Origin of the sequence: Paenibacillus agaridevorans (assembly GCF_018604145.1) — a bacterium.
In the GTDB taxonomy this organism is placed as follows: Bacteria; Bacillota; Bacilli; order Paenibacillales; family Paenibacillaceae; genus Pristimantibacillus; species Pristimantibacillus agaridevorans.
The window spans coordinates 7,195,067-7,207,954 of record NZ_CP075889.1; the positions used below are offsets into that span (position 1 = coordinate 7,195,067).

Here is a 12,888-nt window from a genome sequence, read left to right on the forward strand (position 1 = left end):
TAAACTAATAAAAGAGAACCCGATGCGTTTCCGCATCAGGTTCTCTTATCGCCATAAAATGAGCTATTCGGCAGCCCAAACTTCAACGCCATTGTCATACTTTACATACTCGTGAGTAATGGAAGCCTCCATAACATCCTCATATGCCCAATAAGAAGTTGGCACATCCGACCATCTAGGTGTTCCGCTCACTTCCTCAGGATTGCGATCAAGCAGGTTGTTGAACAACGTTACCGCTTCCGCGCGCGTTACCGCATCGTTAGGACGGAATTTGCCGTTTGCGTCGCCCGTGAACAAACCTTGATTTGTAGCTGCAGCGATCGCTTTCGCTCCCCAATGTCCGGCAATATCGTTGAATTTGGAATCAAGACTTACGTCTTTCCATTCGGCAGCCTTCATATTGTAAATGACTTGAGCAAGCTCTGCGCGAGTGACGAATCTTGCCGCTTGGAATGTTCCGTCTGTGTAGCCTTTCAACCAGCCCTGCTTAAGCGACGTTTCGATGGATTCCGATGCCCAGAAGCGTGTTTTCAGGTCGCTAAGCTGCGGAACGTTAACGGATACGGCAGGGTTCACCGGAATAATGCGGGATAGTACAGCCGCGAGTTCCGCGCGGGAAATCCCTCTCTCCGGCTTAAATTTGCCGTCCGGATATCCGTTCATGTACGGCTCATGTGTTCCGGACGATGTCTCGGCGCCTTCCGGCTTCATCGAGAAATCGTAAGTGACAATAGATTGGCCGATATGAATGATTCCGCCTGCGATTTGGCTGTCCTTGCCGAACTGGCCGCTGCGAGCGTTGTCGCGGCTGTCGAACGTGTGGTAACCCTCTTTTGTTGCAATAAAGTAGTAGTCGCTATCTACGAACGGCACCCAACCGAACAGACCGTCGGCCGAGGTTGTTTGAACAGCGTTGTTCTGATGTGGTGCGAAATTACGCAATTCCGGGAGTTTTACTGCTTCGCCAGGCGTACGTCCTTTGGAGCGATTAAGCTCCGTGTCTGCCCAATACAGCGTAATTTCAACACCAGCCAGCGCATCGCCCGTCGCAATATCCGTTACCTTGCTGCGTGGATCGATCAGCTTGCCGTCAGCTTGGCCGCGGCCGTCCTGTCCAACTACTAGCTCGGCCACATGGCCGGCCAACTTCTCGCCTGCAGGACCGTTTACGGTCAGCACCATGTCGTACGAATCGGCTGGAATGTTAGCAAGCGTGTAGCTGCCGTTCGAGCCAATCGTAAACGATGGACGATCCAGAGCCTTGCCGTCAGACTTCAGGAGAGATGCCGACAATGTTAGCTCTTTGCCGATAATATCGGTTACCAGAACGCGTTGGCCCTTCTCGTCTACGCCGGCGTCAAGCTGAGATACCGGAAGGATTGGTCCAACGTATGGCGGGTAGTCTTTGCGAACAACGACGCGGTAGACGGTCGAATATTCTTCCTCGTCGATCGGATTGATCGATGTCGCCCGAACTTCAATCGTATTGTCGCCGCTTATTACCGGAAGCTCCGCGCTCTCATCTCCGCTGTTAATCGCAACATAATCTCCGCCGTTAACGCGGATTTCCAGTTTGACAGGCGCATCCGTTGTCGTAGGCGTTACCGTAACGGAGGACTGCGTGTATGGGAGCGAACCCACAGTTGCATATCCCAGTTCGGCTGCGTCAAATGCCTCTGTCAGATCCTCGTCATGAACGATCAGATCAGTCAGGAACGGGCTGCGAATAACGGTAAACGTATATGTTTTGACCAGATCGGCCTTATCGGCCGGGTCGACGCCTGCAAGCGCAGTGTCGTAATCTGGCGATTTCACGCGAACCTCAATGATATTGGTTCCGGCAATCAAATCGAGCTCATCGCTCTCGATTCCGCTGCCTACAGGTACAAAGTCTGCTTCATCGGCGCTATTTACGCGAATTTCGATCGTTTCTCCGCCATTTACTTCAGGCGTCAGAGTAATCGGCGTTTCTGTATGGCCAACTACGGTCACGTAGTCGTACACGTCGCTGCTGAACTCAGGAGACAGGTCGTCCCCGCCTGCGCTCAGTCCAGGGGCGGCAAGCGCCGGCTCACGGTCGACAACGATTGGATAGTCTGTGGAAACTAGTCCATCAGGCGATGTGACACGAACGGTAATTGTATTGCGACCGACATTTAGAGGCAAATCGTCCGTATCCGGACCTCCATCAGGCAATACTTCGAAATCTCCGCCGTTCAGGCTCACGGTAATCGTCGTATCTTCATGCGCATCCGTCGGGAGAACCGGCGTCAGCACGATGCTGTCTTGCGGATTGCCGACTGTCGTATGGTAGCCGGGGCTTGGGTTCGGCGTATCGCCGTCGAATTCGGGATCAAGCTCGGCCGCCGGAACCAGGATCAAATCGTCCAGCTTCGGCGCACGATCGATCGTGATCGTATAGATCTGGCCGTCCGGAGCCTCCGGTGTGTAAACTTTGTATTGAATGACGTTCCGGCCCACACGAAGCGGAATATCAGCAGGGTTTGCCGGATCGGCGACCGGAATAAAGCCGCCGCCGTTTACTTGTAAGGCCAATTGACCGCTCGGCAGGGACAGCACCGGTGCGGGGCTTAACGTATCGACACCGTAAGGTACGCTAGCATTGTATTGCGTTGTGAACGGGCTAAAAGGAGACGGTGCCAATGCAAGGGGGTCCGCGCCGTCGTTTGGAACGAAGCTAAGTCCATTTAAGGTAACGGCCGTATCGATCGTAGCCGTACGGAGATGTTGGACCGCTCCAATTTTATTGCTTTCGACTGTCTCGTTGTCATTGTATTCGTATAAAATGGCATTCGTCGTATATCTGCCCGGGGATAAGCCGGACACATCGAATGAATGCTCGAACACATCGCCAGTGTCCGCTCCTTTATAGATTTGTGTGCTGATCCCGCGGTTATAGCCTTGCTCGTCAATCAAATTGACTTCCAGGTAGTAGTCGCCAGCCAGGATCGCTCTTGTGTCGACCGCGACCGTTACCGTATCGGGAGCGGTTGCCGTCGGCTGCAGTTTGGTAATTTCTGCTTCGTCGGCCGGGCCGCCGTCGATAACGAGTTGGATCCAATGCAAGTTCAGCAGCCAGTCGTTCGTACTGCCGAGTCCTTGCGTAACTCGTACTTGAAACCCGTTGTTTTCCAAAACATCGGTAGGAGAAAGCGTAAAGACGGTCGTGCTGTCGCTTTCGTTCTGACCTGACAAAATCCCTTCGCCAGGACCTGCGCCCAAGTCCGTTCCATTCCAACGAACTTTATCCCACTCTCCGTCCGCTTCATCCACATCGTTGGCATAAACCAACAAATGTACGCTGTCATCTAGAGCAGGCAAGTCTACGCTATCAACGTTAACTGTCGCGTTAATAGGAGAATTACTGCTAAATTCTGTAGACTGATTGACAAGCACCAGATAACTTTTTCCAGCCGCACTCACGCGATCCGCGCCGAATACGCCAACGGATGTTATGACCAGACACATGACAAGAAACCTGGCCACCCAAGATCGTACTTTCATTGCTTGCATGATTTCAACTCATCTCCTTGGTTTAACTACATTGCAAATTTTTCAGATAAAACGCCAATGTTCCACAAATTCACCCCTGTTTTTTCTTATTTATCGCCCTCCTGTCGATATTTGTAAGTGCATATCAAAAACATTTTAAGACAAACCTCTCACCAAACGCTTACCCGATACTGACCAACTGCTGACCATCTCGCGGCTGGTTTGCGGATGCAATAAGAAGTGCAGTTTGTTCCATAATCCCGTTCCGCTGCTTCAGCGCTTCTGCTGCCAATTTTGATACCATTCCATCGTCTCCGCACTCGGCTCCACATCCGCTTCCCGTTTCAGGATCGTGGTCATCAACGCATACTGCTGCTCGACAGAGTTTCGATCATTAAGCCGATCGTAGATGCGCATTAACGCTACATGGCCTTCCTCCAGAGTAGGATCAAGCCGCAAGATGCGATGGTATACGGTTAGAGCTTCAAGCTCCCTTCCTTGTTCAAGATAATAGGCTGCCAGATTATGCGCATGCTGGAGCCACATCGTCCTGAGACGAAGACGTTCGGTCTCCGCCCAAAAATATTGGTCTTCCCCCATGTAATCTCCGTTGTATGCTTCGAACAACTGTTGATGCTCGGTCAAATGATTCGGCGAGATCGGCATCAATTGTCGAAATTTAACGTCCAACTCCTCCGCATCGATTATCAACTGATTGGTTTCCAGTATGTAACCGAATTCGAGGTAACGAATGTTAATCCATTGCTCCAATCCCTGATCTTCGATCAATCTTCGAATTCGATATATGCTGGTTTGAAGGTTGGAGGTACCCTTTTGTTCGTCAACATCCGGCCACAATAGCTCAATCAGCTTGTCTTTGCTAATGATCTGATTGCGGCTATGCAGCAAATACGCAAACAATTCCTTCACCTTGGTTGTCCGCCATTTCAACGCTCGGGGCTCCTGTCCGGTCACGTGCACAAGCATTCTGCCCATGCATCTCAAATAAATGTAAGGTTGCCGCGGCTTGGCCGGCTCCAGGTATCCCCTTTTGCGCAGGCGTACGAGAGTCTTCGATAAACGCTCTTTTTTAACGGGTTTTAATAGGTAATCGAACGCTTCTAGATTGAATGCATCAGTTGCATATTGACGGTGAGCGGTTACAAAAATTATTTCGGTGCGCGGGGAGATGGAACGAATGACGGTTGCCGCAGCCAATCCGCTCATTTCGGACATTTCGATATCCATAAACACCGTTTCGGGCTGGTTTTGCAAAATTAGTTCGATCGCAGGCCCGATCTGCGTAAATGCGCCAATCACCTCGACATCATTGCTTGCACTCAACAGTTTATTTAAACTGATCAACGCCGAGTTTTCGTTATCCACCAGCACAACTTTCATAGTTGACTCTGCCCTTCTCTAAAGTTTGGCGTAAGATCGACTTCCTGTTTTTTCACTCATGAGCCCAAAGACATGCAATTCTAACGACTATTAATGTAGTTGGTCTTACTGAACATTTTCTGAACATATTTTGCTGCATCTACCATTCGATGGATTAAATAGTGTTTCGACAGAGCGTGGTCGGCTTCGAAAATTGCTGTGAATATTTATATCGCAAACGCAACCATTCCCATTAAAAGATCGTCTTTAATATGAATAAATTTACAAGTGGAAAGGGGAATGACTTTGAGTAACTGGAAGGGAAATGGAAAAAGAAAGGCGGCTGCGGCGATTGCGCTGGCCATGCTGACGACGGCTTGGGCTGTGCCGGTATCGGCAGACACTTCGGCCGCGGGCGGAAGCTTGCCGGCGAAGGTCGAGTCGGGAGAAGGCGCGGCTAATCCAGGTACAGGGGCAGCCTCGGGTGCCAATGTCAAGACAGCGATCAGCAAGTCCAAGGCGGAGAGCCTGCTACGGCAATATGTCAGCATCCCGGAGGAATACACGCTGCAGGGAGCCAGCAGCGGCACGTCGAAGCTGGCGGATGGATCGCGGAGTTATTGGACGCTCAACTTCATCAAACGCGTCAACGGCAAGCAACGGGGCAGCATCTACGCCTCGCTTGACGCCAATACCGGTCAATTGTTGAACTTCCGTGTCTACTCGGACGAGCCGAGCGCGCCGCCGGTCTATCCGCTGAAGGTAGATCGGGAGGATGCCAAGGCGCTTGCCAAAACTTTTATCGGCCAGGTTGCGGGCACTTACTTGGGGGAGCTGAGGCTCAATGAGTCGTTCGGCGTGAGCCTGCTGCCGCCGCTGACGGGAGCCGTTATTCATACGCTTAGATATGAGCGTGTTGTAAACGGAATTTTCTTCCCTGCCAATTACATACAAGTGGAGCTGGACAGCGACGGTCACGTGCAGTCGTTCGAAATGAATTGGGATGAGACAATCGTCTTCCCCAAGGAGAGCGACATACTGTCCGATGCGGAGGCGGAGGACGCGATTCGTAAGGCGGCTGCTCCGCAGCTGCGATACATCGTTCCTTACAATGCGGGCGGCAAGCTGGAGCCTGCGCTCAGCTACGCCCTGCCTGCTTTCGCTGTCGATGCGGTGACGGGGGAGCGGAGCGAAGTGTTCCAATACTATGGGGGCTTGCGGGGAGGCAAGGTGTCCGAGAAGCCGCTCAGCGACAAACCGTTCGGAACGAAGCCGCGTGCGGGCAAGCAGAGTGAAGACGCCGCGCGGGAAGCCGTCGAGAAGGCGTTCTCCTTGCCTGGCGGCGCTGTGTTCCAGCAAGCGACGTACAACGAATATGTGGACGAAACGACGGGCAAGACGCGTTCCTATTGGGATCTTAACTGGACGATCGAGAAGGACGGCCGCGAGAACGGCGGCGCTTGGGCCAGCGTAGACAGCCAGAGCGGGGTGATCCGCAGCTTCTATCAATATGGTCCAAACGAAGCTGGCAGTGCCGCATCCTCGCCATCCATCACGTTGGAGTCTGCGGTGAAGAAGGCGGAGGATACCGTACGAAAGCAACTGCCATGGCTGACGCATGAGCTGCATGTCGTCGTACCGGAAGCCGAGCAATACAAGGATCGCAAGCCCGAGGAGATCGGGAGCTACTCCATTTCCTTCGAGCATCGGGTACATGGAGCTGTCGTGGAATACGATCGGGTGTACGTCTCGATCGACGCCCGCAGCGGAAATATCCAATCCTTCGAAGCGTCTATCGCCGATTATGTCTATCCGGCCCAAAAGCCGGCCGTGTTGTCGGCCGACGAGGCGATCGATCGCTGGATGGGCTTCTACGACACGAAGCTGCAGTATCGGATGAACACGCAATATTGGTGGGACGGCGAACCGATGCCGATCGAGAAAGTGAACGTCATGATTGCGGCAGGGGAAATCAGTGAGGATCTGAAGCAGAAGACGACTGTGGAATTGGTCTACCAGCTGACATCGAAGCAGGTGCACGAGAGCGTTTATCTGGACGCGGTTACCGGTGACTGGAGAAGCATGGAGACGGGCGAGAAGACGGCGCTTGAGCTCCCGCGGGCGACGGATGCGGAAGGCCATTGGGCCGAGCAATCGCTGCAGTTGATGGTTGCCTACAAGGCGCTGGATCTGGATGACGGCAAGGTGCGTCCAAACGAAGCGATCACCAGAGGCGAGCTGATCAAGATGCTTGTGCTGGCGAGCAGCGGCGGACGATACGTCGCTTACGAAGGAATGTCTTCCGGCAATCAAGCAAAAGCAATGTTCAACGACGTCGCGGCCGACTCCGCCTATTTCTCCTATGTGCAGGCAGCCGCCGCAAGCAACCTGATCGACGTAGGGGACGGCTCCTTCAATCCCGACGGGAAGGTAAGCCGCGACGAGATGGCCGAGCTGATCGTCCGGGCGCTGGGATACAATTCTCTTGCGAACAACGACCATCTGTTCAAAGTATCCTTTAAGGACGAAGCCGACATCGATAACAAGGGGCAGTCTGCAATCGTAGTGGGACTCGGCATTATGAGCTTGTCGGACGGCCGGTTCCAGCCAGATAAGCAAGTGACAAGAGCGGAGGCGTCCATCGCGTTCTACCGTTACTTGCAGAAGCGGGCCGAGCTGCAGGAAAATTCGCTTAGAATGTAGGGAGCAGAAGTAGGTAGGACCAGAAGCAGGAACCAGAAGCAGGAACCAGAAGAAAGAAGCGCGATACGCGAAAGGGAGGGCAGTCCGCCATGGCGGACTGCCCTTTTGGTGCGCATGGCAGCGCTACGACTAACGGGTGAAAGGTGAAAGTCCCAAGCATACCACAGGCAGCGAATTTATAAGTTTCCGAGCCTATCGGAAATCTGAAATTCGATTGGCGATAAAACTTCTTTACTTGAACTATCATTCTCGGCATTGTTACGAGCCATGCCGCCAAAGGGTGGAGACAGTCGTCTCGCCTTCCTCGGAATGCTGGGAGCAGTTCTAGCGGGTAGAGACCAAGTCGGCGTCACCGCTCTAAAGCTCGCCAATCGGCTGCTTTTCAAGCTGCTAGCCGCCAAACGAAGCTGCCCGCTCCTGCAACTCAAAGGCGGCGACTTACTCTCTTTCTTCGCTGTGTAGCTGCGGACTGAGAAAGTTTGGGCTCATATATCGGAAAGCCGGATGATGGAAAATTGAGCTAAAAGTAGGCGGACGAGCCGCTATGGGCGTTAAAAACGCCGATGGATGGGAAAGTAACTGTGATTAGTCTCCATAGGCGTTAGAAACGCCTATGGCTGCAAAAAGTAGGCGAACGAGCCGCTATGGGCGTTAAAAACGCCGATGGATGGGAAAGTAACTGTGATTAGCCTCCATAGGCGTTAGAAACGCCTATGGCTGATTGGGGAGAAATGCACAAATGTGCAGAGAGGCCGCTGTTCCGGACATGCCAGGTGCAAGCACGGTCGGCAATAGAAATGTCCCCCTGATCTCGCGATAAATGTCCCCCCGCCCATCAGATGAATGTCACCCTTCGCGCCGTAGAAAGTATCCCTCGACTTGCCCTAACATGAGGTTGTAAGGCAATCGCGTTTCGGTCGTCCTGACCGGACAGCGGTGGGGCCTAATAATCTTGAGGGGGATTTTCAGGTGAAAAAATCGGCATTGTCCATCCTTAGCGTATTGCTCGTTATGACGATGTTCATAGCGGCTTGCGGCAATAACGGCGGCGGCGGCAACAAGGTGAATACCAATACAGGCGGCAACGCCTCTCCGACTGATGCGGCCGTGGAGACCGAGAAGCCGGCCGAGAAAGTGGAGCTTCGCGTATTCTCCACATTCGGCGGAACGGATGCCGCGAAGGAAGCCTTCCAAGCCGTCATCGACGAATTTACGACAGCCAACCCGAACGTGAAAGTCGTTAACGACGTGATGTCCGCGAACGACGACGGCTTCCGCACGAAAGTCAACACCGACATGACAAGCGGCAACGAGCCGGATCTGCTGTTCTACTTTGTAGGCGCTGATGCCAACGAGATCATCAAAGCCGGCAAAGTGGTGGCGATGGACGATATCCTGGCCGGCGACGCGGCTTGGAAGGACGGATTCGCGCCTGCGGCTCTAGACTTCGTAAAGAACGCTTCCCCTGACGGGAAGACGTACGCGATTCCTCTGACGGGCTTCTTCGAAGGTCTGATGGTAAACAAAAAGCTGTTCGAAGAGAACGGCGTGGAGCTTCCGACCGACTGGGATAAAATGAAAGCCGCAGTTAGCGCGTTCGCGAAGAAAGGCATCATTCCTTTGTCCGGACCGTTCGACCAATCCCACTACCTGATCGAGCACTTCGTACTGGCCGCTGCCGGTTCCGAGGGTCAGAACAAAGGTTTGAAAGACGGCATCGATCCGAACTGGGAAAAAGGTTTCGCGGCTATGAAAGAACTGTATGACCTTGGCGCATTCCCGCAGGACGCGGCGACGATTGACCTCGGCATGGCGGGGAACTACTACTCCGAAGGTCTGGCCGCTATGATTCTGGAAGGCTCGTGGGCGATCGGCGGCTTCTCCGACGACGTGAAGGCGAATACGACGGTTCTTCCTTTCCCTGCGATTCCAGGCGGAGTGGGAACGGGCAAAGATGTAGTAGGCGGCTTCGGTACCGGTTTCTACATGTCGCAAGCGGCTTACGACAACGCGGCTAAAAAAGACGCAACCATCGCACTCTTGAAACACCTGACATCCGCGGCAAGCATCAAAACGATCGCAACGGCGAACGGCGGCACTCCGGCGGCAGCCGGCGTACAGCCGGAAGGTGTGGCGCAAGCCGTGCTCGACGGTTTCGCGATGGTATCCGAAGCCACTTCCGTTAACGGACCGATCGACTCCAAGGTGAAGCCGGAGACTTTTACCGAGCTTCGCAAAGTACAACCGATGCTGAAAGGCGAGAAAACGCCAGCTCAGCTTCTGGAAGCGGCGAAAGCCATCGAGGTGCAGTAATCGCAATCAGCGAGAACCATTCGAACGCATGAACGCATAGCCGCCGCCGCTCTACATGACAGGGAGCGGCGGCGTTATTCTACGGCCATCATGCGCCAGAAAATAAACATCAAAGGTGATAAGGATGAAGGGCGATCGAAAGTATATCTTCTTATTTCTGCTGCCGGCAGCAGTCTTTATGTCGATATTCCTGTACTACCCGTTCTTTAAGAGCATGTACTTAAGCTTCTTCCGGACGAGTGGTTTCTTTAGCAAGACGTTTGTCGGATTCGACAACTATGCTCGGATGTTTTCCGACGAGCTATTAGGGGCTGCCACGCTGCACACGCTGGAATTGATGTTATACGTTATCGTATTCCAAGTCGGCATCGCCCTTGTTCTGGCCGTATTGGTCGACAATGTAACCTGGGGCAAAGGCTTCTTCCGGATGGTATTTTTCTTCCCGGTCGTAATCTCCGGAACGGCCATCGCTCTGCTGTTCGTCCTGTTCTACAATTTTCAGTTCGGCCTGCTTAACAACATTCTTCAGAATCTCGGTTTCGATAAAATATTGTGGCTTAGCGAAAGCAACGCGCTCAAGGCGGTTGCGGTTCCAACCGTGTGGCATTATGTAGGATTCTACTTCGTGCTGTTCCTGACGGCGATGTCCAAGATTCCCGCGGACTTTTACGAGGCGGCCAAGCTCGAGGGTATTACCGGCGTCAAAAAGACGTTCCTGCTTACGATTCCTCTTATTATGAGCGATATCAAAGTCGTGATTACGCTGGCGATCACGGGTACGCTGAAAGTATTCGAATTCATATTCGTTCTCACCCGCGGCCAAAGCGGCACTGAGGTGCTCGGAACTTATATGTACAAGAAAGCGCTCGTGGATCAGAACTTCGGCTACGGCTCGACGATCGCGATCTATATCGTGGTATTCGGCGTCTTGCTGTCGCTGCTCGCCAACCGTCTGCTGAAGAGAGACGAAATCACATACTAAGCTGGCAATAGGGGTGTACGACGATGCAACAATCTATCAAAAGAGAGCTTGGGCCTAGAAGCGTCACGATGAAGAGGCGCAGTTTCCCGCTGGGTACGATTCTAATGTACGCCGTCTTATTCGGCTGGTCGCTCACAACCATCTACGCGTTGTTCTGGATCGTGAACAATTCGTTCAAAGTATCCCGGGAAGTCATGAACAATTCGTTTAAACTCGCATTGGATCCAGTCATGGTTAACTATACAAACGCGTTCGACCGCATCAATATCGGCAAGGGTTATCTAAACAGCCTCATTATGTCCGGCAGCACCGTGCTGCTGGTGCTTCTGTTCGGCGGCTTGGCCGCATACGTGTTGTCCCGGTTCCAATTCCGCGGCAGGAAGGTCATCTTCTCGATCTTGTACGCCAGTCTGCTCATTCCCGCTTTCGCGACGGTCGTTCCCGTCTACGAGCTGCTCATTCATTGGAAGCTGGCCAACACGTACGGCGGTCTTATCTTCCCGCAGACGGCTGGCAACCTGACGTTCGCCATTCTCGTTCTTGCGGGTTATCTGTCCACCATTCCGAAGGAGTTGGAGGAAGCGGCGTTCATCGACGGCTGCAACCGCTGGACGATGTTCATAAAGATCTTCCTGCCGATCGGCCGGCCGGCATTTGCCTCCGCGAGCATCTTCGTTTTCCTGTGGTCGTACAACGACCTGTTCTCCGCCCTGATCTTCGTTAGCAAGGAGAACGTCCGTCCGATCGTGCTGCTCCTTAGCGAGATCAGCTCACAATACGGCACGGACTTTGGCCTCATGGCAACCGCCGTATCCTTAACGGTTGTGCCGGTCCTCATCATCTATCTGTTCATTCAGAAGTATATCGAGAAGGGACTGACGGAGGGCGCGGTTAAGGGGTGAGGGCTTGATGCGGGCCAGAAAGCGCAGATACTTCGCAAAATGTTCAAGAGCCACGCACCAGCCGATCGCGATCGGCAAGTGCGTGGCTAGTTGGCGTTGATCGGGAGACGCAGCCGCGATTAATTGCCTAGTCGGTTTTCTTTTTCTTGGACGAGAAGTTGGTCACAGACTTGGCGTCTTCGATCGTGTCATTGACGAAGGCCATATCCTGGTTCTTGGCTTTCATATGCGTAGTGCCTTTGTAATTGCCCTTGCGTGATTGATTTTCCATGCGGAGTCACCTCCTCCTGACGGTAGTATTGCCGGGATGCGGCTGGCGTCATTCGGATGGGGAGCGGAAGAAGTGACAGCCTTCTGGCTGGCGCGTGCGCCACATGGCGGCTTTGGAAGCTAAAATCCGAATTTCACGGGCTACAGCTTCCAAGGTCGCGCCGCCAGGGCCTGTAGACCGAATTTCTCAGGTTACAGCCTACAACCGTTTTGGATTGGCTCGGCGATTGGCCGTAGTACGTTCAATGTAGGGAGAGCTAGGGAATAATGACGGGAGTTGTCAATGTAATACAGACAGCAAACATTCTTCGGTATGAGTACGCCATTAAAAGGGGCGTAGATTATGAAGAGGTGCGAAAATCCGCTCTTGATTCAACATTGCTCGTACTATTGGGGAACAAGGTAATTACTGAAATTCCTTTAAAAAAGAATGGATAGACTGGACTAGTTATAGGCAGTTGATAGTGAAAACATTAACGGAGAACTTTAGATCGACGATCGAGCAGATTGCCACCGCGGCAGCTGCTTTTTGTGTCGTTAAGCTGTGGGGTAGTTAAGCATTTAATAATCTTTATGGAATAGGGACGAGGCGAGCATGTAAATGGAAACGTAATAAGGCTATGTAACAATAACGGTGAAAGTTGTCGAGTCACTCTCCATGTCTAAGAAAGAACAAGCGGTTCTCCATAATGAAATTAGCAAAGCACAAAACAGCCGCTCACATTCGAGCGGCTGTTTTTATTATTCAAACGAACCAAACAACTCACGAAGATAGTCTCTTTGACCATGCACAATACGGTGATTACTACTGTATCATATAGATTC

7 protein-coding genes are annotated in these 12,888 nt (G+C 52.6%); 4 read left to right on the forward strand and 3 right to left on the reverse strand.

Annotated elements, in window-relative coordinates; translation table 11 throughout:
- Window positions 1-63: 63 nt before the first annotated feature.
- Both KJW29_RS28955 and KJW29_RS28960 read right to left on the reverse strand, forming a co-directional pair.
- The gene (locus KJW29_RS28955) at window positions 64-3,534 is read right to left on the reverse strand and encodes a cadherin-like beta sandwich domain-containing protein (protein WP_214627244.1); all 3,471 of its coding nucleotides are present in this window, start codon (window positions 3,532-3,534) and stop codon (window positions 64-66) included.
- A gap of 252 nt (window positions 3,535-3,786) precedes the next feature.
- On the reverse strand, window positions 3,787-4,914 hold the full coding sequence (locus KJW29_RS28960; RefSeq protein WP_214627245.1) for a response regulator: 1,128 nt from the start codon (window positions 4,912-4,914) through the stop codon (window positions 3,787-3,789).
- A gap of 285 nt (window positions 4,915-5,199) precedes the next feature.
- Here KJW29_RS28960 and KJW29_RS28965 point away from each other — a divergent pair, with 285 nt between their 5' ends.
- From KJW29_RS28965 to KJW29_RS28980, 4 genes are all read left to right on the forward strand, one after another.
- The gene (locus KJW29_RS28965) at window positions 5,200-7,596 is read left to right on the forward strand and encodes an S-layer homology domain-containing protein (RefSeq protein WP_214627246.1); all 2,397 of its coding nucleotides are present in this window, start codon (window positions 5,200-5,202) and stop codon (window positions 7,594-7,596) included.
- Window positions 7,597-8,565: 969 nt separating this feature from the next.
- Window positions 8,566-9,909: an ABC transporter substrate-binding protein gene (locus KJW29_RS28970; RefSeq protein ID WP_214627247.1), complete on the forward strand. Its 1,344-nt coding sequence runs from the start codon at window positions 8,566-8,568 to the stop codon at window positions 9,907-9,909.
- Between the two features lie 124 nt (window positions 9,910-10,033).
- A complete protein-coding gene (locus KJW29_RS28975) occupies window positions 10,034-10,891 on the forward strand; it encodes a carbohydrate ABC transporter permease (RefSeq protein WP_214627248.1) in 858 nt (285 codons plus the stop codon).
- Window positions 10,892-10,914: 23 nt separating this feature from the next.
- A complete protein-coding gene (locus KJW29_RS28980; protein WP_187103247.1) occupies window positions 10,915-11,793 on the forward strand; it encodes a carbohydrate ABC transporter permease in 879 nt (292 codons plus the stop codon).
- 127 nt (window positions 11,794-11,920) lie between these two features.
- Here the strand turns inward: KJW29_RS28980 and KJW29_RS28985 are convergent, their stop codons facing one another.
- Window positions 11,921-12,064: a hypothetical protein gene (locus KJW29_RS28985; protein ID WP_179215721.1), complete on the reverse strand. Its 144-nt coding sequence runs from the start codon at window positions 12,062-12,064 to the stop codon at window positions 11,921-11,923.
- Window positions 12,065-12,888 lie beyond the last annotated feature (824 nt).

Coding starts and splice junctions, on each gene's coding strand:
- KJW29_RS28955 (WP_214627244.1), bottom strand. CDS start 3,534: ATGCAAGCAATGAAAGTACGATCTTGGGTGGCCAGGTTTCTTGTCATG.
- KJW29_RS28960 (WP_214627245.1), bottom strand. CDS start 4,914: ATGAAAGTTGTGCTGGTGGATAACGAAAACTCGGCGTTGATCAGTTTA.
- KJW29_RS28975 (WP_214627248.1), top strand. CDS start 10,034: ATGAAGGGCGATCGAAAGTATATCTTCTTATTTCTGCTGCCGGCAGCA.
- KJW29_RS28980 (WP_187103247.1), top strand. CDS start 10,915: ATGCAACAATCTATCAAAAGAGAGCTTGGGCCTAGAAGCGTCACGATG.
- KJW29_RS28985 (WP_179215721.1), bottom strand. CDS start 12,064: ATGGAAAATCAATCACGCAAGGGCAATTACAAAGGCACTACGCATATG.